At 65.0% G+C, this 24,473-nt stretch carries 29 protein-coding genes and 1 pseudogene; 17 read left to right on the top strand and 13 right to left on the bottom strand.

The annotated features are described in order from the left end of the window. The first annotated feature begins 31 nt into the window (after positions 1-31). Positions 32-493 carry a DUF3817 domain-containing protein gene (locus G6N81_RS11985; RefSeq protein WP_165137932.1) on the top strand — a complete coding sequence of 154 codons (462 nt, stop codon included), beginning with the start codon at positions 32-34 and terminating at the stop codon, positions 491-493. A gap of 78 nt (positions 494-571) precedes the next feature. On the opposite strand, the gene G6N81_RS13000 is transcribed toward G6N81_RS11985, so the two are convergent. Together G6N81_RS13000 and G6N81_RS11995 are read right to left on the bottom strand one after the other, a co-directional pair. After that, positions 572-907 carry a DUF488 family protein, N3 subclade gene (locus G6N81_RS13000; protein ID WP_165137933.1) on the bottom strand — a complete coding sequence of 112 codons (336 nt, stop codon included), beginning with the start codon at positions 905-907 and terminating at the stop codon, positions 572-574. Positions 908-1,171: 264 nt separating this feature from the next. Beyond that, a complete protein-coding gene (locus G6N81_RS11995; protein ID WP_165137325.1) occupies positions 1,172-2,605 on the bottom strand; it encodes a dihydrolipoyl dehydrogenase family protein in 1,434 nt (477 codons plus the stop codon). A gap of 99 nt (positions 2,606-2,704) precedes the next feature. Between G6N81_RS11995 and G6N81_RS12000 the strand changes: the two are divergent. Continuing rightward, positions 2,705-3,094: pseudogene (locus G6N81_RS12000) on the top strand (fatty acid desaturase family protein); the annotation flags it as partial. Positions 3,095-3,126: 32 nt separating this feature from the next. Continuing rightward, positions 3,127-4,461: a cryptochrome/photolyase family protein gene (locus tag G6N81_RS12005; protein ID WP_165137330.1), complete on the top strand. Its 1,335-nt coding sequence runs from the start codon at positions 3,127-3,129 to the stop codon at positions 4,459-4,461. Here G6N81_RS12005 and G6N81_RS12010 read toward each other — a convergent pair. Beyond that, positions 4,458-5,354: a TIGR01777 family oxidoreductase gene (locus G6N81_RS12010; protein WP_165137333.1), complete on the bottom strand. Its 897-nt coding sequence runs from the start codon at positions 5,352-5,354 to the stop codon at positions 4,458-4,460. The two genes, G6N81_RS12005 and G6N81_RS12010, sit on opposite strands and share 4 nt — an antisense overlap. A 409-nt stretch (positions 5,355-5,763) precedes the next feature. Here G6N81_RS12010 and G6N81_RS12015 point away from each other — a divergent pair, with 409 nt between their 5' ends. Both G6N81_RS12015 and G6N81_RS12020 read left to right on the top strand, forming a co-directional pair. Next, the gene (locus G6N81_RS12015) at positions 5,764-5,970 is read left to right on the top strand and encodes a CsbD family protein (protein WP_165137336.1); all 207 of its coding nucleotides are present in this window, start codon (positions 5,764-5,766) and stop codon (positions 5,968-5,970) included. A gap of 73 nt (positions 5,971-6,043) precedes the next feature. Beyond that, entirely contained in the window at positions 6,044-6,310 is a 267-nt protein-coding gene (locus G6N81_RS12020; protein ID WP_165137340.1) for a GlsB/YeaQ/YmgE family stress response membrane protein, read from the top strand. Positions 6,311-6,382: 72 nt separating this feature from the next. On the opposite strand, the gene G6N81_RS12025 is transcribed toward G6N81_RS12020, so the two are convergent. The 3 genes from G6N81_RS12025 to G6N81_RS12035 form a co-directional block, all read right to left on the bottom strand. Then, on the bottom strand, positions 6,383-6,736 hold the full coding sequence (locus G6N81_RS12025; protein ID WP_241244984.1) for an FAD-dependent oxidoreductase: 354 nt from the start codon (positions 6,734-6,736) through the stop codon (positions 6,383-6,385). Between the two features lie 558 nt (positions 6,737-7,294). Beyond that, a complete protein-coding gene (locus G6N81_RS12030; RefSeq protein ID WP_241244985.1) occupies positions 7,295-7,840 on the bottom strand; it encodes a methyltransferase domain-containing protein in 546 nt (181 codons plus the stop codon). Next, positions 7,827-8,207, bottom strand: a complete 381-nt coding sequence (locus G6N81_RS12035) for a 3-oxoacyl-[acyl-carrier-protein] synthase III C-terminal domain-containing protein (RefSeq protein ID WP_378730797.1) — start codon at positions 8,205-8,207, stop codon at positions 7,827-7,829. The genes G6N81_RS12030 and G6N81_RS12035 overlap by 14 nt, the downstream gene beginning before the upstream one ends. Before the next feature lie 240 nt (positions 8,208-8,447). Here G6N81_RS12035 and G6N81_RS12040 point away from each other — a divergent pair, with 240 nt between their 5' ends. Together G6N81_RS12040 and G6N81_RS12045 are read left to right on the top strand one after the other, a co-directional pair. Next, complete coding sequence (locus G6N81_RS12040; RefSeq protein WP_165137935.1) at positions 8,448-8,780, top strand: DUF7882 family protein; 333 nt, start codon at positions 8,448-8,450, stop codon at positions 8,778-8,780. A 66-nt stretch (positions 8,781-8,846) separates the two neighbouring features. After that, positions 8,847-9,182: a DUF7882 family protein gene (locus tag G6N81_RS12045; RefSeq protein WP_165137346.1), complete on the top strand. Its 336-nt coding sequence runs from the start codon at positions 8,847-8,849 to the stop codon at positions 9,180-9,182. Between the two features lie 20 nt (positions 9,183-9,202). Here G6N81_RS12045 and G6N81_RS12050 read toward each other — a convergent pair whose 3' ends face one another. Further along, on the bottom strand, positions 9,203-9,715 hold the full coding sequence (locus tag G6N81_RS12050) for an FHA domain-containing protein (protein ID WP_165137349.1): 513 nt from the start codon (positions 9,713-9,715) through the stop codon (positions 9,203-9,205). 168 nt (positions 9,716-9,883) lie between these two features. Between G6N81_RS12050 and G6N81_RS12055 the strand changes: the two genes are divergently transcribed. Further along, positions 9,884-10,078 (top strand): CsbD family protein, encoded by a 195-nt coding sequence (locus G6N81_RS12055; RefSeq protein ID WP_165137352.1) that lies wholly within the window; start codon positions 9,884-9,886, stop codon positions 10,076-10,078. Positions 10,079-10,183: 105 nt separating this feature from the next. Here G6N81_RS12055 and G6N81_RS12060 read toward each other — a convergent pair whose 3' ends face one another. Both G6N81_RS12060 and G6N81_RS12065 read right to left on the bottom strand, forming a co-directional pair. Continuing rightward, positions 10,184-11,104, bottom strand: a complete 921-nt coding sequence (locus tag G6N81_RS12060) for a DMT family transporter (protein ID WP_165137355.1) — start codon at positions 11,102-11,104, stop codon at positions 10,184-10,186. Continuing rightward, positions 11,101-11,958 (bottom strand): hypothetical protein, encoded by an 858-nt coding sequence (locus G6N81_RS12065; protein ID WP_165137358.1) that lies wholly within the window; start codon positions 11,956-11,958, stop codon positions 11,101-11,103. The genes G6N81_RS12060 and G6N81_RS12065 overlap by 4 nt, the downstream gene beginning before the upstream one ends. A gap of 118 nt (positions 11,959-12,076) precedes the next feature. Here G6N81_RS12065 and G6N81_RS12070 point away from each other — a divergent pair, with 118 nt between their 5' ends. The 4 genes from G6N81_RS12070 (at position 12,077) to G6N81_RS12085 (ending at position 15,236) form a co-directional block, all read left to right on the top strand. Beyond that, a complete protein-coding gene (locus tag G6N81_RS12070; protein ID WP_165137361.1) occupies positions 12,077-12,988 on the top strand; it encodes an ion transporter in 912 nt (303 codons plus the stop codon). A gap of 48 nt (positions 12,989-13,036) precedes the next feature. Further along, complete coding sequence (locus G6N81_RS12075; protein WP_165137364.1) at positions 13,037-13,852, top strand: ATP-binding cassette domain-containing protein; 816 nt, start codon at positions 13,037-13,039, stop codon at positions 13,850-13,852. Then, positions 13,849-14,676: an ABC transporter permease gene (locus tag G6N81_RS12080; RefSeq protein WP_165137367.1), complete on the top strand. Its 828-nt coding sequence runs from the start codon at positions 13,849-13,851 to the stop codon at positions 14,674-14,676. The genes G6N81_RS12075 and G6N81_RS12080 overlap by 4 nt, the downstream gene beginning before the upstream one ends. A 62-nt stretch (positions 14,677-14,738) precedes the next feature. Beyond that, the gene (locus tag G6N81_RS12085; protein WP_165137370.1) at positions 14,739-15,236 is read left to right on the top strand and encodes a flavin reductase family protein; all 498 of its coding nucleotides are present in this window, start codon (positions 14,739-14,741) and stop codon (positions 15,234-15,236) included. Positions 15,237-15,329: 93 nt separating this feature from the next. On the opposite strand, the gene G6N81_RS12090 is transcribed toward G6N81_RS12085, so the two are convergent. Then, positions 15,330-16,094 (bottom strand): arsenic resistance protein, encoded by a 765-nt coding sequence (locus G6N81_RS12090; RefSeq protein WP_165137373.1) that lies wholly within the window; start codon positions 16,092-16,094, stop codon positions 15,330-15,332. Between the two features lie 23 nt (positions 16,095-16,117). Next, positions 16,118-17,239, bottom strand: a complete 1,122-nt coding sequence (locus G6N81_RS12095; RefSeq protein WP_165137376.1) for an NAD(P)/FAD-dependent oxidoreductase — start codon at positions 17,237-17,239, stop codon at positions 16,118-16,120. 100 nt (positions 17,240-17,339) lie between these two features. Between G6N81_RS12095 and G6N81_RS12100 the strand changes: the two genes are divergently transcribed. Next, entirely contained in the window at positions 17,340-18,329 is a 990-nt protein-coding gene (locus G6N81_RS12100) for a CobW family GTP-binding protein (protein ID WP_165137379.1), read from the top strand. Between the two features lie 52 nt (positions 18,330-18,381). Here G6N81_RS12100 and G6N81_RS12105 read toward each other — a convergent pair whose 3' ends face one another. Beyond that, positions 18,382-18,597 (bottom strand): ArsR/SmtB family transcription factor, encoded by a 216-nt coding sequence (locus tag G6N81_RS12105; protein ID WP_241244986.1) that lies wholly within the window; start codon positions 18,595-18,597, stop codon positions 18,382-18,384. Between the two features lie 65 nt (positions 18,598-18,662). Between G6N81_RS12105 and G6N81_RS12110 the strand changes: the two genes are divergently transcribed. From G6N81_RS12110 to pepN, 4 genes are all read left to right on the top strand, one after another. After that, positions 18,663-19,580: a metal ABC transporter substrate-binding protein gene (locus G6N81_RS12110; protein ID WP_165137385.1), complete on the top strand. Its 918-nt coding sequence runs from the start codon at positions 18,663-18,665 to the stop codon at positions 19,578-19,580. Then, complete coding sequence (locus G6N81_RS12115; RefSeq protein WP_165137388.1) at positions 19,577-20,296, top strand: metal ABC transporter ATP-binding protein; 720 nt, start codon at positions 19,577-19,579, stop codon at positions 20,294-20,296. Before G6N81_RS12110 ends, G6N81_RS12115 begins: the two co-directional genes overlap by 4 nt. Positions 20,297-20,369: 73 nt before the next feature. Further along, a complete protein-coding gene (locus G6N81_RS12120) occupies positions 20,370-21,233 on the top strand; it encodes a metal ABC transporter permease (protein WP_165137391.1) in 864 nt (287 codons plus the stop codon). Next, positions 21,230-23,746: an aminopeptidase N gene (gene pepN / locus G6N81_RS12125; protein WP_165137394.1), complete on the top strand. Its 2,517-nt coding sequence runs from the start codon at positions 21,230-21,232 to the stop codon at positions 23,744-23,746. The genes G6N81_RS12120 and pepN overlap by 4 nt, the downstream gene beginning before the upstream one ends. A gap of 53 nt (positions 23,747-23,799) precedes the next feature. Here the strand turns inward: pepN and G6N81_RS12130 are convergent, their stop codons facing one another. Continuing rightward, positions 23,800-24,375, bottom strand: coding sequence for a hypothetical protein (locus G6N81_RS12130; RefSeq protein ID WP_165137397.1), 576 nt, complete (start codon positions 24,373-24,375; stop codon positions 23,800-23,802). Positions 24,376-24,473 lie beyond the last annotated feature (98 nt).

The raw sequence follows: 24,473 nt of genomic DNA on the forward strand, positions 1-24,473 counted from the left end.
GCTGGAGACACGCATGACCCCGAGGAGCGCCGTGTTTCGTACCCCCGCCCGCCTGTTCCGAGTTCTTGCGATCGCCGAGGCGATCACATGGACGATTCTGATTGCCGCGATCATCGCCCGAGCCGTTGGTGCCTCGGCAATCGTTGTGACCATCGGCGGAGGCATTCACGGTTTCGTCTTCCTGGCCTACGCTGCAACCGCGCTGCTGGTCGCCGTCAACCAGCGTTGGCACCCCGGAGTGGGTGCGCTTGCCGTGATCAGCGCCGTCGTGCCGTACGCAACGGTTCCCGTTGACGTCTGGCTGCATCGCTCAGAGAGACTGCGTGGCGACTGGCGCCCGGAAGCCACGGAGGATCCGCGCGATCGCCGCTGGTACGACCGGGCGATGCGCTGGTTCCTGCGACGCCCATGGGTACTCGCCATCCTTCTCATCACCGGCATCGTCGCGCTCTACGTAGCACTGCTGCTGATCGGCCCGCCCGGCGGCAAGTGAGTCAGACGGCCGCGGCAGCGTGGTGGCGACTCGCGTGCGGGAGATGTGCTGGCGCAACCAGGCAGTCCAGGTTCCCCGTCATCGGGGCAGGAGATGTTCGGCTGCGATGCCGAAGCGCTCAACGAGCCGCTGGGTGATGAGGGAACGGTGACACGCTTCGGGGTCGCGTTCGACGCACAGCAGCGCGGCATAGCCGGAGGAGGGGAAGTCGGCGAGCACCGGCGCGAGATCGGCGTGGCTCAGAATCTCTGCGGTGTAGCGGCGAGTGTAGTCCGTGGCCAGTGCGCGGCGCGTGCGCTTGCCGACGCCTTGACGGTCGTCCTCGGCGTATTGGAGCTGACGCAGTTCTGTGGTGGGGGCAAGCTCGCGGTGGTGCCGGTAGTCGATCCGAGCCTGGTCGAGAGCGGCCTGCAGTCGGAGCGAGTTGGCCCACGCATAGTCGGCGCCGCGGACCGCCGCGCTGGTTTATGCCAGCGGGACCCTGCCGCAGTTCAACCATGACATTCCGTGGTCATCGCCCGTGATCGCGCGCGCCGAAGAGCTCAAGGACTGACACTGGGGGCGGAAGCCGCGGTCACGGCCGTCACTCACACACTCACGACGATCATCCTCAGCAACGTCGTGGCCGTCACGGCGGCGATGCAACGAGGCTAGCGGGCTTTCCCTAAGAACTTGGCATCAGCCGGAGGCCCCGGCGCCGGGGCGACCGTATGTTTCCAACAGGCGGAGCCAGATCTCGCTGACCGTTGGATAGGCAGGGACGACGTGCCAAAGACGGTCGATCGGGATGTCGGCGACGATGGCCATCGTGGCGGCTTGCAGGAGCTCGGCGACGTCCGGGCCGACGAACGTGGCGCCGATGATCGTGTGGCGCCGTTCGTCGACAACGATCCGTGCGCTTCCCTTGTACCCGTCCCGCTGAAGACTTGCGCCGGCGACCTGTCCGAGGTCGTAGTCGACAACGCGGACATCGCGCCCGTCCTCACGCGCGTGCGCCGCGGTGAGCCCGACGGTGGCAATCTCGGGGTCGCTGAAAATGACGTGGGGAACAGCGACATGATCGGCCGAGGCGACGTGGGTACCCCATTGCGCATCGCTGACCGGCTTGCCCGTTGCGCGAGCCGCGATCACATCTCCTGCAGCCCGCGCTTGATACTTCCCCTGGTGTGTCAGCAGAGCGCGTCCGTTGACATCGCCAACGGCGTACAACCAGTCATGACCCTTCACGCGGAGTGAGTCGTCGGTCTTGAGCCACTCGCCGGGTTCGAGGCCGATCGATTCGAGACCCAGGTCGGTTGTGGCCGCCGTCCGGCCGGTGGCGAGGAGGACCTGCTCGGCAGACACGCTTCCCTGCGTCGTCTCTATGTGGACACCGTTGGCATCGCGGCGCATGCCGAGTGCGGTTGTGTCGCACAGAACCCGAACTCCGCGATGTTCGAGCGCCTTCGTGACCTGCTCACGCGCGAAGGGTTCGAGCTTCGTGAGCAGCCCCGTGCGGGCGATGATCGTCACGATGCTCCCGAGCGCTGCGAACGCCGTGGCCATTTCCGTCGCGACAACGCCGCCGCCGATGACAGCGAGCGAGGCGGGGATCGACTTCGTGCTGGTCGCGTCGCGGGTCGTCCACGGTGTGACATCCGCTATCCCCGGAATCTCGGGCAGGGATGTGGTTGATCCGGTTGCGACGGCGACGGCATGCCGCGCGGTGAGCACCGTGATCGATCCATCCGCGGCCGTGACGGTCACCTCGCGGGTGCCCGTTATCTGGCCCCTTCCGCGGATGAGGCTGATGCCGGTTTCCTCCAACCAGCGCACCTGCCCCTCATCCTGCCAATGGCTCGTGAAGTCATCGCGGCGCGCGAGGACGGCCGGGATATCGATTTGTCCTGTGACAGCTTTCGCCGCCCCGGCAACAGCCTGGGCGGCGCCGAGAACCTGCGCGGAACGCAGGAGTGCCTTCGACGGCATACAGGCCCAATACGAGCACTCTCCGCCGACGAGTTCCGCTTCGACGATCACCGTCTCCAGCCCACCCTGCACGGCACGGTCGGCCACGTTTTCGCCGACAGCGCCGGCGCCGATGACGATCAGGTCGGCCTCGCGGCGGTTCATGCCGTCACCGGGAGAAGGAGGGAGGCCGCTGAGGAAAGTGCGGTAGTCATGTGCCGTGCCTACCACATGGCCTGCTGTTTGCGGAAGGCGCTTTTCCGGCTCTTCGGGTTCTACATGGGGATGGTATTCGCCCCGAACCACAAGGGAATGCCGCTCGTGCCACGCTCGGCCACGATCGATTTTCTGCGGCGGCAAGTCATGATGAGCCGCAACATTCGGGGAAGCCGCATGCTCGACACCGCGATGGGCGGGCTGAACTACCAGCTCCAACATCATCTCTTCCCCTCGATGCCGCGCCCTCACCTGCGTCACGCAGCACCGCTGATCGCCGCATACTGCCGAGAGTATGAGGTGCCGTACACGGAAACAGAGCTGTTGGCGTCGTACGCCATCGTCGTGCGCTACATCAACCGTGTCGGTCTCGGCGAACGCGACGTGTTCACCTGCCCGCTGGCGGAACAGCGACTGCACCCGACGCCGAACGGATAACCACTGCGCCACCCGACGCGTACGATGGCGACGTGACGAGTGTTGTGTGGTTCCGAGACGACCTGCGGCTCACGGATCACGCGGCGCTCAGCGCCGCGGCCCAGGACCCCGACGGATGCGTCGCGCTCTATGTTCTGGACGAAGAATCCGAGGGCGTTCGGCCTTTGGGCGGCGCCGCGCGATGGTGGCTCCATGAGTCGCTTGTGCGGCTCGCGGATGCCCTCGCCTCGTACGGTGTTCCCCTCGTTCTTCGTCGCGGCAACGCGGAGACGATCGTCCCGGCCGTCGCCAAGGAAGCGGGAGCGAACGGCGTGTTCTGGAACCGTCGCTACGGAGCAGAGCGTCACATCGACGCACGAATCAAGACCGCCCTGCGCGAATCAGGGACGCCGGTGCGTTCTTTCCCTGGCAGCGTGTTGTTCGAACCCTGGACGATCTCCACACAGGCGGGCGGGCCCTACCGCGTCTATTCGGCATTTTGGCGCGCCTGCCTCGCGATGCCCGCTCCGGCCGCGCCGCTTCCCCAACCGGAGAGCATCCACGCGTCTCGGGTGCCTGTTCACAGCGACCACCTCGACTCGTGGGCGTTGCAGCCGTCGTCGCCGAATTGGGCGACGGGGATCGCCCAACGGTGGACCCCGGGTGAGGACGAGGGGGTGCGGCGCCTTGTTCGCTTTCTCGATGAAGCGGCGACGCGCTACGTCGACCAGCGGGACCGACCATCGGCGGATGTTGGCTCGGAGCTGTCACCGTATCTGCGCTGGGGCGAGATCAGCCCGCGCACCGTGTGGCAGCGCGCCCTTGCTTCGGGCATGGACGTCGGGAAGTTCCTGTCGGAACTCGGGTGGCGGGAATTCGCCCGGCACACGGCATATCATCATGCCGCGCTGCACCTCCACGGACTCAACCAGCAATTCGATCAGTTTCCCTGGAATCAGGATGCGTCCGAAGACATCGCCGCATGGCGCAGCGGAGAGACCGGCTTTCCGCTCGTGGATGCCGGTATGCGCGAGCTGTGGCAGACCGGGTTTATGCACAACCGAGTCCGGATGGTCACGGCATCCTTTATCACGAAAAACCTCCTCGTCGACTGGCGGATCGGCGAAGCATGGTTCTGGGACACCCTCGTCGACGCGGACGCCGCCAGTAATCCCTTTAACTGGCAGTGGGTCGCGGGATGTGGCGCGGACGCGGCGCCGTATTTCCGGATCTTCAATCCGGTCACGCAGCAGGAACGCTTCGACCCAGAGGGCGACTACACCAATCGCTGGGCGCCGGACAGCGCGTCACGATCGCCCCTTGTCGATCTGCGTTCCAGCCGAGCTCGCGCGCTGTCTGCGTACGAAGAAATTAAAGCGCGAGCCTAGGGTGTTGCCGCGTCGAGCGCTTCGTCCAGGGTGCCGTGCATAAACCGGAACCCCGTTGTCAGCAACACATCGGGGGCGACGATCGCGTCTGACAACAGAAGTGAGTCAGCCGCGTCCGCGCCCAACCCCAGCCGCAACGCCCACGCGGGCGCCGGAAGGAAAAACGGGCGACGAAGTCGGCGCGCGAGACCTCTGCCGATGTCATTCGCCATTGCGTGCTCGGGACCGGAGAGATTCACGGGGCCGGTGATGCCCTCGTTGATGATGTGCCGGATCGCGCGCACCTCATCCTCGAGAGTGATCCACGGCCACACCTGATCGCCGCGGCCGAGTGGACCGCTGACGCCGAGTTTGGTCAGAAGCATCAGTGGCTTCAGTACCCCGCGAGGGTGCAGAAGAGGGGCCGTGCGCAACAGAGCGACCCGGGCAGCAGGTCCTGCCTGCAGCGCCTCATGCTCCCAATCAGCGCTGAGGGTGGCGAGGAAGGTGTCGCCCGCCTCGCTGGTTTCGGTGAGTCGTTCACCAGGGCGGTCGCCGTAGAAGCCGACGGCCGATGCGGAAACGAAGGCCGGTGCATCCGGGCCGAGGCTGCGGAGCGTTGCCGCGATCGTGCGCGTGGGCCGCAGTCGGGATGAGGCGAGTTGTGCGCGGTAGCCTCGAGTCCACGGGAGCTTTCCGATGCTGGCTCCGCAGAGGTTCACAACAGCTCGTGCGCCGGCGAGAGCTGCGGGGTCGAGCTGGAGCCGGTCGGGTTGCCACTCGATTTCGTTTTCATCACGCGGTGCCCGCCGCACGAGAGTCGTGACATCAATGCCGTCGGCTCGCAGTGACGATACGAGGGCGGTCCCAATCAAGCCGGATGATCCCGCAACGACAATGCGATCTGTGCTCATGGTGCGACCTGCTCCCTTCACTATCTGTCGGCGACGCGGTAGGTCAGATGTCCTCGTGCTGAGGCCGATGGTTATTCCTTCGACCGACAGCGCCTGGTCCGTGTGTCGACCATATCGCCGATGTGGCAGAGATACGCACATGACGCTGCGACCGTGTCTGAACGCCTTCCGCCGCGCGCGTGCGCCCCTATATCGCATCCCGGGCACCATGCGGAACCCCCTTGAGCGATTCGTTGGAATGCGGTCGAATGAACCCACAACCGCATCCGAGCGGACCGCCACCGCGGCCACGCTCGTTCGTCCCGCGACAGGCACGACGTGCCTGCACCGCACCGACCCGGCGGCAGATCCGTCGCCAACCGAGCGGTCCCCGTCATCCGGCGGACCACGAGAAAAGGGAGACAACGCGATGAGCGCAGAGGACAAGATCAAGGCAGCGGCAGAAAAGGCCTCTGGAAAGGCAAAGGAGACCGCAGGAAAGGTAACCGGTAAGGACGACCTCGTCGCCGAAGGTAAGGCAGACCAGGCCAAGGGCCACATGCGCGCGGCCGCCGACGACGCCAAGGAAGCCGCAAAGGACGCCGCGGACAACGTCAAGGACGCTTTCGACAAGTAACGTCCTCGCGTGGCGCGCCTCCGTTCGGAGGCGCGCCACGCCCATTCAGCCGTCTCGATGAAAGGGGGACCCCATGGGTTTCTTCGGCTTTCTTCTTCTGGGTTTGATCGCTGGTGCGATCGCGAAGCTCATCCTCCCGGGCAAAGGGCCCGGCGGGTGGATACTCACCCTCGTTCTCGGAGTGATCGGAGCGATCGTGGGCGGATGGCTCGGAAGCGTTCTCTTCGATGTCGATCTCGAAGGATTCTTCTCGATCCAAAGCTGGTTGCTCGCGATCGGCGGATCGATTGTTGTTCTGTTGATCTACGGCCTGATCGTGGGGCGAAGCGCAAAGAAGTGATCTGATCGCGCGATCGTCGATCCGCGAAGACGAGACCGGCTGGCCCCCTGCGGCCGGCCGGTCTCGTCTATGTCAGAACGGGCTCTTTGCGTCGCGGTCGTAGCCCATGGAGAACGCGGATGCCGCGACCCGTCGCACGGGGGCTCTCATCGCCCGTTCGAGCCCCAGGATGAGAGTGCGGTGCGCCCAGTCAGATCGGGGACACCCTATTCTCGTATTCGTCTCGGCGGAGGCGGTGCGGGCGGAGCGGAGTCGCCGCTTCTGCCACTCGTTGAGAGCGGCGCTACGGCTCTCGTTGCGTAACCACGCGGTGAGGTGCGGAGCAAGCGTCGCTGCATCGAGAAGACCGAGGTTCACGCCCTGGCCACCGATCGGGCTGACCTCGTGAGCGGCGTCGCCGATGAGGAAGACACGTCCTCGTTTCATCTGCCGGGCGATCGTGCGGCGGATTCCGAAGGCCGTTGCCGACTCGACGGCTTCGGCTAGTTCGGGCGCCGCGCCGCGATCCTAGAGAATGCGGCGAAGGCGTGACGCACGGGCATCATCCGTTTCCGAGCGTCGCGGCCCCTCATCCCACGCGACGATCCGTCGCCCTCCCGGGGGAAGAGGAAAAGACTCGACAACGCCGCTCGGACACACACAGTCGTATTGTTGCGGCGTCTGCGACTTCTCCGGGCGCGGACTCAACATCAGACATCAGATATCGGTCCCGTCCGGGCCGCAGCCGGTGATGCATCGACGGATCCGTGAGATCCCGAGCGGCCGCTCCCGAGGCAACAACAACGGCGCGCCCGGTTGTCGTGGTCATGGTGCCGTCTTTCGACTGCGCCGCCACCGTGACTCCGCCGGCCTCCATGGCCGCCAGAGCGGGGCCGTGCACGCCTCCAGCTCGGAGCGGGTGTAGCTGCGGCGGATGCTACGCAGACCATCGACACGGAGAAACGTTCCCGGGGCGATCGCCGCGGAGCCGACGGCGAACCCGGCCTAGGCGAGGCGTCCGCGCGCGATGTCGGAATGCAGGCTTATCCGGGTCGCTAGGTGTTCCGAGTCGCTCAGCAGACGGGGCAGGGCATCTGCGTCGAGATGATGCAGAAGGTGATTGGACATGACGATGTCGAATGATGCGCCGTCCGCGACGAGGTCGTGGCTGTAGGCCAGCCGAAAGCTCACCGCGGCGAGGGCGCGGCGAGGCTCATTTGCGACGGCGAGCGCACCGGGGTTCGGATCGATGCCGAGACCCTCGATGCTGAAACCGTCCTGTCGAGCGCGCTTCACGACACGACGAAGCACGTCGCCTCCTCCGCACCCGATGTCCAGGACGCACGCCGGTTTCGCTGCATCTGCCAGCACGGGACGGATGCGGTTTTCATAGACCCGGCCCCAGGAGGACACCGCGCGGTTGACGATGCCGAACCGTTGGAGCGTGCGGCGGAGCCGTGCCGGGGCGCACAGCGGATCGTCCATCAACTCACGGAGGTGCTCATCCCGCGTCCGCAAGGTCATCGACAGCGCCGCATCACGTCTGTGCATCACGGAGCGTGAGCCGGGCGCTTTCGACCGTCAGCCCCGGGCCGAAACAGACTCCCGCCACGCGTGCTCCTTCGGGCAGTGCGGAATCGTCGAGGATGCGCTGCAGGATGAACAGCACCGTTGCGCTGGACATGTTCCCCGTCTCTCGCAGCACTTCGCGCGACGGAGCCGGAGCGGAATCCGGCAGGTCCAGACCGCTCTGCACCCGATCGAGGATGCTCCGTTCTCCCGGATGCACGGCCCAGGCGTCGATCTGTTCCGGATCGTCGGATGTTCGCAGGTGCAGCGAACACAGATCGGTGCACACGACAAGCACGACGGCGCCCGGCTGGTCCGCGAAGAAGTCCCGGACTGCGGTCTGGTCCATCCGTGCGTGGGGGAGTGACGTTCCAATTGAGACGAGACAGGCGACCGTGTGGGCACCGTATCGATGTCCGTACGCCTTGTCGCGGGGGTTGACAGGACTCTCCCTCACCTCGTAGCTGAGGATTCGCCCGAAGACGGCCGGCATATGTGCTTTTCTGAGCGCTCGGTGTCATTCTGAGCGACAAGTGTCCTTCTCTGCAGTCATGCCGGGAAGGACCGGTGTCGACACCGGAGGAGAATGATGGGCAAGTTTATCTACGACGGAACGGTGTCGCTGGAGGTCGAGGACCGCGCACTTGCGCACCTCCAAGCCGTGATCAGCACGAAACTCCGGCGGAGCGAGCCGATGTTCTTCACCTGGCGTGAGGATGCGTCCGTCGGCGATGGTCGCACAAGCGTGTGGCTTCACCCCGGGGCTTCTCTTGTGTTTCGCTTCTATGGAAGTCGTCGACCCGCGCTGAACCCGGCATGGATCGATGCCCTCGCATTCGCCGCAAATTCTCCGTCGGGCTTGCGGGTTCTGTCTGAACCGCAAGACGCCCCTGTCGCAGCCGACGCACCGGCGACGGCGTGAATGACGTGCTGAGCCTTCGACGCACCGGCGGATCCCTTTTCGACGACGTACGCAAGGAAATGTGACATGGGCAAACTTCGATACGGGGGAGTCGGCGAGGAGATCGTCATCGACGACGTCGCTCTCGCGCATCTCAAGGTGGTTATCACCACCAAACTCCGTCGGGACGAGAGCTTCACGGTGTCCTGGGACCATCCGGACGACCAACCGGGAGGGCGCAGCACGATCTGGCTCCATCCCTCCATCCCGCTGTGGTTCGTCTTCGACGATGTCGAACCCGCTGAACTTAACCCCGCGTGGCTCGACGATCTCGTGCGGTCGTCGCACTCAACCGGTGGTATCCGGCTCGATCCGAAGCACCTCGAGGGGGGCGTCCAGGCGGACGCGGACGGCGCCGCGTGACGGCCGCTGCCGAGCAGTCGTCACGCCGTCGTATCGTCTGACCCTTCGCCCGTGCTGTTCGCATCGGGGCCGGAGTAATCGGGCCGCGGAGGCTGCGGACGCTGCACAGCGTATTCGCCGCCCTGGCGGCCGCCGTACGGACGGCCGTGATCGGCGTATTCCTCGCGGTGGAAGACAAATCGCCAGGCACCGGCTGCAAACTGGGCGCCCGTGCGCAACGTCTGACTGTGCTCGTCAGGGTGCGTTGCGAGCGCAACGAGTTTGGCGCTCGTCTCGCCGGGCCCGTGCAACGTCAGAACGTATTCGTCTCGCGCATCGTGATGAATCGTGGCGTGAAGAGCATCGAGGCCGGGCAGAACGAGCCCGCACGCGGCCGCAGATCCGATTGTCAGCTCGTCAACGTCGAGGTCGTGGACGAACCGCTCTCCCTCCGCCGTCACAATCAGACGGGGGTTGCCGGCGCCCCACTCGGCGTGGGTTGTTGTTGGTTCGGGGGTGTTCGGGCTTTCGTCTGCCAGCGCCTCGTCCGACATCGTGATCCTCTTCTCATCGTCGCTGTTGTGTGTGTCGTGATCGGAAGGCTAGAGGCCGCGGCGAAGCGTGACGAGGGCCTTGACAATGCAGCATCGAGGATGTCGAATCACTCACGGAAGGCGATTCCGCTTCCGACAACCGGGCATGGCCATCAGAGGGAGAACGTGATGGGTATTGAAGACAAGTTCCAGGCTGCGGCGGACAAGATCAGCGGGAAGGCGAAAGAAACCGCTGGCGAGGCAACGGGCAACGAGGAGCTGAAGGCTGAGGGCAAAGCTGACCAGCTTAAGGGGCACCTCAAGGACGCCGCGGAAAACGTCAAGGACGCCGCAGAGAACGTCAAGGACGCGTTCAAGAAGTAGCGCGTGACACACGAGAACGACGTCTGGTGACGGTCGGTTCCGGAGAGGAGCCTGTTGCCAGGCGTCGTTCTCGCGTTGTTCGTGATGTCCGGGGTCGGCGAAGCGTCAACGAACGGGACGGGTGAGGGCCGGGGCACTGTCCGCGGGAGCGGTGGTCAGAATAGCCAGAACGCCCGCGATCACAACGAGACCCAACCAGCCCACGGGGGAGAGCCGCTCACCGACCACCGCAACGGCGAGGATCGTCGCGATCGCCGGCTCCATGAGCGTGACGGTTGTGGCCGTGCTCGCGGGAATACGCGCGAGGCCGAAGCCGAACAGAACGTAGCCGGCGAACATCGGCACCAGAGCCATATACGCCGCGACGCCGAAGGCATGCGCGCTGGCAAGGAGGGGAGCTCCCGTGAGGACAAGAACGGGCATGAGCGCAGCACCCCCTGCCCCGAACACGGCGCCCATCGCCGCCGCCCGCCCCATTCCGCTTCCCATGAGCCGGCGCACCGCCCACGAGTACGTCGCATAGGTGAGACCGGCCAGCAGGCCCAGGGCGATGCCGGCAAGAGTGCCTTCCGAGGACATCGATGCGGGATCGAGCTTCGACACACAGAGCAAGGCGACGCCGGCCACGCCCAGCCCTGCTGAGAGCATCCACCGTCGACTCAACGCCTGCCGATCCACGATCCGCTCAATCAGGCCCGACATCAGAGGAGCGGAGCCGAGCGAGACGACGGACCCGATCGCCACGCCGGCGAGGTGCATGGAGCTGTAGAAGGCGAGGGGGTAGATGGCAACGCCGACGGCCCCCGTGAGAACAACAGCTCGGTGAGCGATGAGCGTGTTCCGCTCCCGCCGGAGGGAAGGAAGGGCGATCAGGGCCTGCAATAGCCCGCCGATTCCGAGGGCGGCCGCGCCGATTGCGAGCGGTCCCGCCTGCGGCGCGAACGTTGCGGCCGTTCCCGTGGTTCCCCAGAGGAGTGATGTCACGCTGACGGCGGCGATGCCCGCGAGATCAGACCGACGTGTCAACGATCTTCCGTGACGGGTTCGAAGCCGTACGGAGTTTCGGCCACCAATGTGATGGTGTCGGCGGCAGGCAGGAACGTGGTCGCATCGACGTTCTCTCCGTCGGCAGACTCGACGAAGAGCGTATCGAGCTGTCCGGCCGTCACGGTGAGGCGCACCAGCATGGTGTTACCGTCCCCATCGGAGAACTGGCCGGCGTGCGGGAAGACTCCATCGTGCGGGACCGCGAGGTCTGTTCCGCTTGAGACAACAAACGTGACGGACAGGCGATCATGCTGTGCGACATCGTCGGCCGAGACGCGTGCCGACGCCAACTGCTGTCGCAACGCGGGTGCGCCGTACGACGATGTCGTGCCGAGAAGTGCTTCTGTCAGGGAACGTACGTCATGAGGAACGTGCGTGAGGGCGAGGATCTCGTCGTCGCCGTCCATCCAGATTGTTTCGCGGCTCCCGCGGCGCGCGCTGATGGCACCGAGTGCCCAGCTTGCTGCGGCGAACACGACGCTCGCCGCAGCGATCCACACCCGGGGGTGAGAAACACCGCGTTTCTCCAGGCGCTGCTGGATTCTCTCGTCGATGGCCTCGCTGGCTTCCGACAGTCCGATCGTGAGGCCGGTGATACCGACGACCGCGCCCGCGGCTGCGCCACGAGACAGAACTCCTCGTCCGTGTGAACGGAACTCAGCCACCGTCATCCACGCGGCAATCGCGCCATTTGCGAGGCGGTATGCCAATCGTTTCGTGGGGGAGAGCCGTCGCGGAGAGAGTAGCGATAACCCTCCGATCACCGCCGTTGTCGCGATTCCGTGGGTAACCGATCCGGAATCGGCGAGGCGTGACAAAAACGGCGAACGCATGCCTTCACGCTACAGGTGATGACGAGGTGCGGGCGTCCTCCGGAACGATCAGCTCCGGACGTCACGCACGAATTATCCTGGAGCGGGTGACGACAACACTCACGGGGAGCAGCTGAGCATGGAATACGTCTCGACGGATACCGGTGCCAACGCGTCCATCACCGCCAAAGACCGACAGCCTCCCGCTACGCCCAGCCTGCGCGCCAGGGTGGACGGCTGGGTAGAAAGCGCCGTCGTTCAGCGCATCGTCATCGTCGTGATCATCGCGAACGCGATTATTCTCGGGCTGCAGACGACGTCCTGGGCCAGCGGGAGCGTGGGCAGCACGCTCATGGTGCTCGACACGATCTGTCTGGTCGTGTTCGTGACGGAGATCGTTGCCAAGTTGTACGGAAAGGGGTTTGCCTTCTTCCGGTCCGGATGGAACGTCTTCGACTTTTTCGTTGTCGCTGTCGCCCTCGTCCCCGACGCCGGTGGGTTTGCCGTTCTTCGCACGCTGCGGATTCTGCGACTGATTTCGTTGGTCAAACGTCTGCGCTTTGTTATCGAGGCGCTCGCCGGCGCGATCCCCGGCATTGCCTCGATCGGAACGCTCCTCCTCCTGATGTTCTACGTGGGCGCCGTCATGGCAACCTCGCTGTTCAGCGAGACGTTCCCCGAGTGGTTCGGCAACGTCGGTGCATCGGCGTACAGCCTGTTTCAGGTGATGACGCTGGAGAGCTGGTCGATGGGTATCGCTCGTCCCGTCATGGAGGTCCATCCGTGGGCGTGGGCCTTCTTCGTCCCCTTCGTCGTACTGTCGGCCTTTGCGGTCCTGAACCTCTTTGTGGCGGTGATCGTCGACTCGATGCAGAACCTGCGCGAGGTTCCCGATGCGTGGCCGGATGAGAGCGAAGCGGAAAAAGAGGTGCACGAGACGCGAAGCGAAATGGCCGAGTTGCGTTCGCAGGTCAGCGATCTTCAGCGTGATCTCCGCGAGGCGCTGGTCCTGCTTCGCGAGCGTGGCGCGCCGGGCGATACTCAGCGATAACACCCCTTTCCTCTTCCGAACGGTGCCGGAAAGACCACCGTGATCCGGATGCTGGCGACTCTGCTGCGCCCGGATGCGGGCACCGCGCTCGTCCTGGGGCGAGACGTCGTGCGCGAAGCAACGGAGGTACGCCGGCGGGTCAGCCTGACCGGCCAGTTCGCCTCCGTGGACGAAGACCTCACGGGGCGCGAGAATCTGCGACTGATCGGTCGGCTGTTCGGCTACTCCGGTGCCAGCGCCCGCAACCGCGCCGATGAACTGCTCGAGGCCTTTTCACTCACTGACGCTGCCAACAGGCAGATCAAGAAGTACTCGGGAGGGATGAGGCGCCGCGTCGACATCGCGGCGTCACTCATCGTGACGCCAGAGCTGCTGTTTCTCGACGAGCCAACAACGGGGCTGGACCCGCGCAGCCGCAACGAGGTATGGGATGTGATCCGCGCCATGGTGACGGGCGGAACAACCGTGATGCTCACGACGCAATACCTGGAGGAAGCCGACCAGCTTGCCGACCGGATCAGCGTTATCGACCGGGGACGCGTCGTGGCGGAAGGCACATCCAACGAGCTCAAGGCATCCGTCGGCTCCGGTTCACTCGTTGTCCGCGTTGTCCACGCCGTTGAGCGCCAACGGGCGAAGGAGATCCTCGACCGCGTTCTGGGCACCGAGATGCGCGAGGAGGCCGACCCCTTCGCTCTGACGACAACCGTCGATGGCTCGGCGGCCGCGACAGAAGCGCTCGCCGCTTTGCAGCGTGAGGGCATCGACCTGGCGCAGCTCTCGCTGGGACAGCCGACTCTCGACGAGGTGTTTCTCTCGATCACGGGCCACCCGGCGGAAGAAGAGCAGGAGAAGGCGGCATGAGCGAAACACAAGAGGTGCGCCGCGAGGCGATCGTCGATGTTCTCGCCAACCGCGATCGTCCGCCGCGGCCCAGCGCCCTCTCGACATCGCTGACGTTCGGGTGGCGCGCACTGCTGAAGATCAAACACGTGCCGGAGCAGCTGTTCGATGTGACGCTGTTCCCCATTATTTTCACGCTGATGTTCACGTACCTTTTCGGCGGCGCGATCGCCGGCAGCGTGGAGAACTACATTCAGTTCCTGTTGCCCGGCATTCTCGTGCAGTCCGTGATCATGATCACGATGTACACGGGAACGACGCTGCGCACCGATCTCGAGAAGGGCGTCTTCGACCGTTTCCGTTCGCTGCCGATCTGGCGGCCGTCGCCTCTCGTCGGCATGCTGCTCGGCGATGCTGTTCGGTTTTCGTTGGCGTCGCTGATCATCTGTCTGCTGGGCTTGGTGATCGGATGGCGGCCGCAGGGCGGTGCCATCGGAATCGTCCTCGGCGTTCTGCTCACCCTGGTGTTCGCCTTCGCGATCGGCTGGGTCTGGACCTTCATCAGCCTCGTCGTGCGCTCATCCGGAGCTGTGATGGGCGTGAGCATGATGGTGATCATGCCGCTGACGTTCGTGAGCAACATCTTTGTTGACCCCGGCACGATGCCGAGCTGGTTGCAGGGCTTTGTCTCCGTGAACCCGATCTCACACCTCGTCACAGCCGTGCGCTCGCTGATGGGAGGCACGCCCGTTGGCAGCGAGGTGTTCTTCACGCTCGCCTGGGCGGCCGGACTGGTGGTCGTATTCGGGACACTCACGATGTTGCGCTATCGCGACGCGAAGTGAAGGACGGCCGGGAAACCGGCCATTTCCGCTCTCCTCCCATCAGCAGCGCATACGGTCGTTGTATGCAGCACGCACCGCTCGGCGACCTCTTTAAGGCCGTCTTTCGTGATCACCCGGCCGCCGTCACCGTGATCACGGCGATTACCGCCGATGGCCCTGTTGGCCTCACCGCATCGAGCGTGGCATCGGTGGCGGTCGATCCGCCGGCCCTGTCGTTTTCTGTGACGCGATCAACCGGTTCCGCGGGCGGTTTGCTCGGCGCAGAACGCCTGCAGGTGCATTTCGTGACGCCGGAGCACGCGGGGGTGGCGATGAGCTTTGCCCGGTCGGGTGATGAGCGTTTTACGCCCGAACAAGGGTGGTCGTTCGACGCGGATGGCTCGCCTCGCCTGGACGGCGCCCGTGCGCGGGTGGCGGGAAAGATTGCGGGAACGATCCCGGTGGGGAGCTCGATGCTCGTCGTCCTCGAGGTCGACGAGATCGACGATGGCGAACCGGGTGAACCACTGGTGTTTGCTGACCGCACGTTCCGGCGCCTCGGTGGGATCGTCTCGATGTAACGCCGGGCCGACACCGCGGAGGAACGCGGCGGGAAGGACCGTCCTCGCAGGTTTCTTCACTGTCCTGTCGCCGCAGTGGCGGGAGCAGGCTGATCATCCGCGGGAACGCGTCGTCGGAGCAGATGTGTGACAGCTGTCAGGTGCGGGAACTCGATCAGCATGCCCAGAACGATGGCCGCGGCGACGACGGGGCGATCCGGGAAGGCCGCCAGCGTCACGCCGAGCATCACCGGAGCGTTTCGCGCCGAGGTGGTGATCGTGACGAGGGCGTGTTCGTCGTGTCGGAGCCGGAACGGGCGTGAGGCGCCTTCGCAGCGATGACCGTGCGGCAAAGCGGAGAAGGATACGCAGCGCGATGGCCAGGCCGACGGGAGCGGCGAACCACAACAGCAGCGATTCCCCGGCTTCCCCGAAGACGGAGCCCACCTGCTCACCGGCGAACACCATCAGCCACACGGGATAGAGCGCAAGCTGCAACAGCATTTGCACGGGGATCAGCGCGGCGCCGGTCGCCATATCGCCTCCGGCGAGGCGTGTGAACCCAAGGAACCAGTCGGTGCATGGCGCGAGACAGTAGATGAGAACGCCCAGCCGCAGCGCGTCGTCGGGAACGAGAATCAGCGTGAGGGGCACGGCGATCAGCGGGACGATGAGAAAGTTCAGCCCGATGGCAATCAGGGCTGTGCGCGGCGCACGTCGCAGCGACGGGAGGGCGTCAACACGCACCGCGAAGACGAGAGCGCCGATGAGGAGGAGGATCAGGGGATCGACTCCCTCCTGCAGGGCGTCCCCCGCCCGCGGCGACATTACACCGATGGTGCTCCCGAGGACGATCGCGGTGAGCAGGAGCGCCGTCATCGCCCAAGCGGGCGCCTCGCGCCTTAGCACGCGCACTCCACTCCGCAGCACGAGAGATCGTCGGTGAGCATGCCCTGTTCACGCCATTCCTCGAGGGCCGAGCAGTCTTTGCCGAGGCGTGTGCCGATGACGTTCGCGACGTGGGCAAAGCGCTGTCGAAATTTGTACACGAAGCAGAATTTCAGCCCGCCGTGGCGCATCGCCGGGCCGGCAAGAAACAGGCCGGGCGCGATCGTCGACTCGTCGTCCTTTGTGAGTTCCGGCCATCCATCCATGCGGCGCGCAAACAGGGCCGAGACGGGCCCGAGTCCCGAGCCGAACCCGGTGGCTGCGATCGGGCGGTGGGGCGTTGACAATCGCTGACCCGTCGACAGCAGCAGGATGAAACCGTCGCCGTCCGGTTTAATGCGCGCCGCGTGTGCCTCGGTGAGGGTGAGCCGGCCGGTTGCCAGCGCGCTCTTCAGGCGCATTCGTGATCGCGGAGCGAGGTTGAAAGACGGATCGGAGCCGTGTCCCGCATCCCACGGCGCCTCGCCGTCGACAACGGTCACGCAGGAACCGCGCTCGACGTGGTGGCAGGCAATGTCGATACCCGACTCGTAGCCGCCGATAACGACAACCTCCCCGGGGCGCGATTCCCAGGCATCGCGCTCGGAGCTATGGACGGCGAGGGCTCCGCCCGCAACGCGCGGGGGCGTCGGGTCGGAGAATTCTCCGCCCGCCCACACAACCGTTCGCGCATGGATGGGGCCGGAGGAGGTCGACACCTCATAGCTGCCATCGACGGCAGGAGTGACATCCTCGACGTCGGTGTCACGCAGAACAGGAAGATCGAAGGCCTTCACCACGCCGCGCAGATACGCGGCGTACTGGGCTCCCGTTGGGTAGTCCGTTGCGAGGCTAAACGCAGGCGATGTCCGGTGGTGGACGGCGTTGAGGTCCGTTGCGCCGAATCCGTTTCCGGTGAAGGACGGTGTGAGGAAGGTTTGCTCCCGCGGCCAGTCGAGGAAGGTTTGGCCGATCGCGCTACGTTCCACGATGCTATGAGCGAGTCCATCGACGGCATCGAGAGCGAGCGCTGTTCCGATCCCGGCGGGGCCCGCTCCGATCACGAGAGAATCGAGGGGGTGCGGAGAAGAAGTCATGTCACCGTGCTTTCCTGGCGCATGCACCAGATGAGAATCATTATCAATAGCGTACGGTGTGTGATCTGTGTATTCGAGCATCGCTGAAAGGACCGCACCAATGTCAGTTCCCGTGATCGCCCTGACGGGGCACCTCGGCGCCGGCAAAACGACGGTGCTGAATCACCTGCTGTCGGCGCCGGGTGCACGCGTCGGCGTTGTCATCAACGATTTCGGCGCCGTCAATATTGACGCCGGGCTTGTCGTCGGACAGATTGACGAGGCGGCGTCCATCGCGGGCGGGTGCATCTGCTGCCTGCCGGACGACGGCGGTCTTGACCAGGCGCTTGCGAAACTCACGGATCCTCAGCTCCGACTGGACGCGGTGGTGATCGAGGCGTCGGGCGTTGCCGAGCCCCTCGCGCTCGCGCGTCTCGTGCGCTTCTCGGGCGCGGAGAATGCTCGGCTGGGCGGTGTCATCGACATTGTCGACGCGATTGAGCACGAGCACACGGTTGATACGGGCGGCGTTCCTCTCGCGCGCTATGCGGCGGCAACGCTCGTCGTGATCAACAAACTGGATGCCGTGGCAGATCCGGAGGAGCGCCGTGCGCGGATCACGGAACGCATTCGCGAGCGTAACCCGCATGTTCCCGTCATTGCGTCCGTGCGCGGCCGGATCGATCCCGCGCTCGTCTTTGACGTGGCGCAGAAGGAGGACCCGGTCGACGAGCTACCGATCGCGGCGTTGCTGCGGGAAGAGCATCGCGGGCACGGTGACCATGTCCACGCCGACGCCGTGTCGGTTCCAGTGTCTGGATCCGTCGACGCGGGGGCGCTCGTTGACCTGCTTGAGGATCCGCCGGGCGGCGTGTACCGCCTCAAGGGAACCGTTCCGGTGTGCTCTCGGCGCTACCTGGTGAACCTGGTCGGCCGTTCGATTCATGTGCGAACGGCGAGATCAGGGCAGGGGGAGAACGCGCTCGTCGCTATCGGCGTGGACCTGGATATCGAGGAGGTGCGACGCCGACTTCAGGGAGTGGTGTCTGGGCCGACGGCGGGGGCCGCCGGCGTGCGACGGCTCCAGCGATACCGCCGCCTGAGCGCATAAAACGCGGGGTGCGCGTGCTCTGCGGGGGCGTGCTCTGCGAGCGTTTCCGTGGTCATGGCGCTCCTCGTTCGTCGTTCGTGCGATGTGCGTCCGCTGGCTCACGGACGTGGGTCAACGCATCGGTGATGACGTGGGTCACGTGATGGTCGGCCACCTCGTACGTCACCTCCTTGCCGCTGCGCGTTGGCGAGACAAGCCCCGCCTGACGCAGCGTGCGTAGGTGCTGCGAGACGAGCGGCTGAGCCGGATTGCTTGTGGTGAACAGCACGCGTGGTGTTGCGAAAACTGCACACCTGCCTGCGAGATGAATCCGGACGCGGTACATTTTTCGGTATGCCTAAAAATCGACTGTCTGCCCTCCTTGTCCTTCCCGCTGTTGCCCTCGTGGCGGCCTCGTGTTCGGCAACGGAAAGCGCGACAGGAGGCGCGTCGGATGAGCGACCCGTTGTGCTCACCACGTTCACGGTGCTCGCCGACATCGCTCAGAATGTCGGCGGAGAGCATATTCAGGTGCAGTCGCTCATGAAGCCCGGCGCAGAGGTACACGGGTATGAACCGACGCCGGGTGACGTTGCGCGGGCCAGCGAAGCGGACCTCGTGATCGATAATGGGCTCGGGCTCGAGGACTGGTTCACGAAGTTCCTCGCCTCGGCTGATGCGCCGCACCTTCTCGCGACGGAGGGCATCGTGCCGATCGGTATCGCCGGAACGGACGCGCCGAATCCGCACGCATGGATGTCGACGACAAACGCTGAAATCTACGTGAACAACATTGCTGACGCGTTCGCTGAGCTCGCCCCGGAACACGCCGAGGACTTCCGTGACAACGCCGACGACTACTCCGCTCAGCTTCGCGCGGTTCACGACGAACTCACCGCGACTCTTGACGTCGTCCCCGATGCCGCGCGGGCACTGGTCACGTGCGAGGGGGCATTCAGTTACCTGGCGCGTGACGCGGGTCTCGATGAGTACTTCCTCTGGCCGGTGAACTCGGAGCAGGAAGGCACACCGCGCCAAACCGCCGCCGTTATCGATGTTGTCCTGGAGCGTGGCATTCCCGCCGTGTTTTGTGAGTCGACCGTGAGCGACGCGGCGATGCAGCAGGTCGTCGCACAGACAGGCGCGTCTTTCGGCGGAACGCTCTACGTCGACTCCCTGTCCCAGGCTGACGGCCCCGTTCCCACCTATCTCGACCTCCTGCGACACGACGCCGAGGTCATCGCGGCTGCGCTAACGGGAGGGGCCGAGTGACAGCGGCGCTCTCAGCTGTCGGTCTCCGTGTGGCCTACGGTGACGTCGTTGCGCTCGACGGGGTGAACCTTCACGTCACAGAGGGGCGTGTCACGGGCCTGATCGGCATGAACGGTTCCGGCAAGTCGACGCTGTTCAAGACGATCATGGGCATTGTGCGTCCAGACGCCGGATCCGTGACGATTGCGGGAGGAACGCCAACCGCGGCGCGAAAGAAAGGGCTCGTCGGGTACGTCCCGCAGAGCGAGGCGGTCGACTGGTCGTTCCCCGTATCCGTCCGCGATGTCGTGATGATGGGGAGGTATGGGCATCAGGGGATGACCCGGCGTACGCGCCCCGCTGACCGCGACGCCGTCGACCAGGCTCTCGAGCGGACGGACCTCACCGACCTACAGCATCGTCAGATCGGGCAGCTCTCCGGCGGGCAGAGAAAACGGGCATTCGTCGCACGTGGCATCGCCCAGGAAGCGCGGATCCTATTGCTGGACGAGCCGTTCGCCGGTGTCGACAAGCGATCAGAAGCGATGATCGTTCGGCTGTTGCGGGAGATGGCGGCCTCCGGCCACACGGTTCTCGTCTCCACGCACGACCTGCACGCGCTTCCCGAACTCGCCGACGAGGCCGTCTTGCTGATGCGCAGCGTCCTTTTCCACGGAGCGGTCGAGGACGCGCTGGAACCGACGACGCTCGCCCGCGCCTTCGGCCTGGAGGCGTAGCCGTGCGCTCCGCTCAGCGTGTCCGCTCTCGGTTTTCTCCGCGGCGACGGTTCGTGACGAAAGGCAATCTCGCATGATTCTCGATGTGCTCCTCGAGCCCTTGCAGTACGAATTCATGCTGCGCGCCATCACGACCACCGTGATCGCGGCCGTTGTGTGCGCCGTTTTGTCGTGCTGGCTCGTTCTCATCGGGTGGTCGCTGATGGGAGACGCGGTCTCGCACGCGGTTCTCCCCGGCGTTGTCATCGCATACATCCTCGGTTGGCCGTTCGCTGTCGGCGCCGTTGCGTTCGGGTTCCTTGCGGTCGGTACGATCGGCGCAATTCGCGGGACGACACGCGTCAAAGAAGATGCCGCCATCGGCATCGTCTTCACGACGCTTTTTGCGGGCGGCCTCGTTTTGGTATCGGTGACGCCCAGCCAGACAGACCTCGGACACATCATCTTCGGGAACATCCTGGGCGTCGGCCCGGCCGAGTTTTGGCAGATCGCGGTGATCGCGGCCATCAGCTTCACGATTCTCGTGGTCAAGCGGCGCGACCTCGAGCTGTTCGCGTTTGACCGCACACACGCGCATGCCATCGGGCTGAACCCGCGATTGCTCGCGGCCATTCTTCTGGGCCTTCTCGCCCTGACCTCGGTCGTCGCGCTTCAGGTGGTCGGCGTGATTCTCGTTGTCGCGATGCTCATCATTCCCGGCGCGACCGCCTACCTGCTGACGAACCGCTTCGGCCGAATGCTCGTGATCGCTCCGACGATCTCCGCCGCCTGTTCGGTGACGGGTCTGTATCTCAGTTACTGGCTGGACGCATCCTCCGGCGGCCTCGTTGTGCTCGTCCAGGGCACGGTGTTTGTCGCGGTGTGGATGTTCGCCCCGCGCCACGGGCTCATTGCGAAGCTGAGGAAAACCTCGCGTGTTCCTACGATGGGGGAATGAGCGCACACAATGCCGCCAACCTCAGCCGCGAAGAAACGGCGGCCAGGTCATCGTCCATCACCCTTCACGACGCGCGGGTCGAACTCGATCTGACGACGGCGCCCGATGCCGACACCACCGGGTTTCTCACAACGACAACCCTCCGGTTTGACGCAACAGCAGAATCGACGTGGATTGACTTCCTCGGAGAAGAGGTCAGCCGCGTCATCGTGAATGGCGCTGATCACCCCGTTGTCTGGGATGGTGCGCGCATCACGGTGTCCGGTCTGCTGAGCGAGAACGAGGTCACCGTCGAAGCACGCGGGGCATACAGCCGATCGGGAGAAGGCCTGCATCGCTTTGTTGATCCGGCCGACGGCGAAACCTACCTGTACACACAGTACGAACCGGCCGATTCTCGGCGGGTGATGGCCTGTTTCGAACAACCCGATATGAAGGCCAGGTACACCTTCGTCATCACGACTCCCACCGGTTGGCGCGTTCTCAGCAATCAACGGCCCGTTGTGACAACAGGAGGAGGGGCGACGCAGACCATCGAATTTGCTCCGACGCTCCCGATCTCGTCGTACATCACCGCCGTCGCCGCCGGCCCGTATCACCGGGTCACGGGGGAGTGGACGCGCGCTGGACACAGCGTCGAGCTCGGAGCGTTCTGCCGGGCATCGATGGCCGAACACTTCGATGCCGCGAACATCCTTGAGATCACCCGCCAGGGCCTCGACTTTTTCACCGATGCGTTCCTTTTCGACTATCCGTGGGGCAAGTACGATCAGATCTTCGTCCCCGAGTACAACCTCGGTGCGATGGAGAACCCGGGACTTGTCACGTTCACCGAGGCATATATCTTCCGCGGAGCCGCGACCGACGCTCAGCACGAGGGGCGTGCAAACACGATCCTCCACGAGATGGCGCACATGTGGTTCGGCGACCTCGTGACGATGCAGTGGTGGGACGACCTGTGGCTGAAGGAATCGTTCGCCGACTACATGGGCTCTCACGCCTCCGTCGCGGCGACCCGGTTTCATGACGCATGGGCGTCGTTCGCGAACCGGCGAAAGGCCTGGGCCTATCAGCAGGACCAGCTTCCGACCACGCACCCGATCGTCGCGGATATTCCCGATCTGGAGGCCGCCAAGCTCAATTTCGACGGCATCACTTATGCAAAGGGTGCGTCCGTTCTGAAGCAGCTCGTCGCCTATGTCGGCGAGGAAGCCTTCTTCCGCGGCGCGCAGATCTATTTCGCTCGCCATGCCTACGGCAACACAACGCTCGAGGATCTTCTGCTCGCCCTGGAGGAAACATCGGGACGCGACCTTCGTGCCTGGTCACGCGCCTGGCTGGAGACCACCGGAATGTCGACCCTCTCACTCGAGGGGGCAGGCGAGGCGCGGGACATCGTCCAGACCGACCCGCGGCCGCACCGTTTGCGCGTCGGGCTGTTCCGCGAAGAAGACGGCGCGCTCGTGCGGCGCGAGAGCATCGATGTGGACATTCATCAGGAGCGAACGTCGATCAGCGTGCCGCAGATCGACGGCGAAGAGTCCGATCTGATTCTGCTGAACGACGGCGATCTGACGTATGCCAAGGTGAGGCTGGATGAGCGATCGTTGCGGACCGTCGAACGGTCGTTGTCGTCGCTCGACGACACTCTCGCCCGCGGCCTGATCTGGTCTGCCCTGTGGAACGCCACCCGCGACGGCGAACTGGCGGCATCGCGGTTCCTCGACATCGTCGCGCGGCACGCACACGCGGAGACCAATGTCGGCCTGCTCACCGGGGTGCTGGCGAATGCACTGTTCGCCGTGCGTCACTACGTCGCGGACGCCGACAGGGACGCGGCTTCCGCCACGTGGCTCGACGCGGCCTGGCAGGGGCTTCAGGGCGCGGCTGCCGGCAGTGATGGACAGCTCGTGTGGGCGCGCGCGGTCGGCCACGCCGCGGCATTCGACGCCGCGCGCGCCGACGACATGCGGTCGATTCTCATCGGTGATCAGGCGGGGCCGGACGGGCTTCCCTTCGATGCGGATCTGCGGTGGATCTGGACGCAGGCGCTCGCCGCAACCGGTCGGGTGGAAGGCGCGGACATTGAGGCTGAACGGCAAAGCGACAATACGATGTCGGGCCGGACGGAAGCGATCCAGGCGCACGCGTCGCTCCCCGAACGCGAGGTCAGGGCGGCCGCATGGACGTCCGCGTGGGAGGACACCTCGTTGTCGAACGATCATCTAGCTGCGGTCATCGCCGGGTTCCGCGCGGGCGGACGACGCGATCTGACCCAGCACTGTGATGACGACTACTTCGCGCGCCTCATTGGCGTATGGGAGTCGCGGTCGATCGAGATATCTCGGCGTCTGGTGACGGGGATGTTCCCGTCAGGAGACTCGACCGATGCTGTCGACGCGTGGCTCGCTGCTCACGAAGATGCGCCTGGCGCGTTGCGGCGTCTGGTGATCGAGCAGCGTGATCACCTTGCCCGCGAATTGCGGGTTCGTGCGGCTCAGACACAACGGTGAAACGACGAGTGCCCCGGACGGTTTGTCTCCGTCCGGGGCACTCTCCGCGTTAGTTACTCAGAGGCGATGACCTTCACGATCGTCGCGACATCGGAATCGGCGTAGCTGACGACGCCGTAGTAGGTCGTCTCCGGCGTCAGTCCGCTCCAGGAGACCTCGTAGGTCGCTTCAGCGCCCTGCGAGACCGTCAGGGGATTCGGCTGCGCTGTGAGCTCACCCTCGCCGGCACTATCACTGCCCTGCTCGTCGTCCGTCAGAAGGTCGAAGCGGGCACGCTTCGTCCCCTCCTCGATTGTGACCTCCGTGTAGGTGTGGCGGATCGAATCCTGCGTACCTGAGGCGACGGTCTGCTCCGCCGCGCGACCGGCCACGCGCAGCGGCATGTCGCCCGAGATTCCCGAGACGATTGTCACGTCACCTGTTCCCGAGACGCCCGTGAAGGAGACCTCGGCCGGGGCATCCGCCGTGACCGGGAAGGCCGCAACAGGCGACCGGACGTCGTTCGTGCCGCCCGACCAGGTCAAAAAGCCGGTTGCCCACTGCTCGGCCGGAGCAGAGCCAGCGGTCAACGTGATCTGGATGTCGGCGCTCTCGCCCGCGGCGAGTGTGAGAACGGACGGCGACACCACGACGTCGATGCCAGGGACACCGGCGCGTGCGGTTGCAGATAGCCCTGCCAGTCGGAGGTGTCGTTGCTGTAGACCAGACCGGGCTCGAACATCGCGGT

Source organism: Microbacterium amylolyticum, assembly GCF_011046975.1.
In the GTDB taxonomy this organism is placed as follows: Bacteria; Actinomycetota; Actinomycetes; order Actinomycetales; family Microbacteriaceae; genus Microbacterium; species Microbacterium amylolyticum.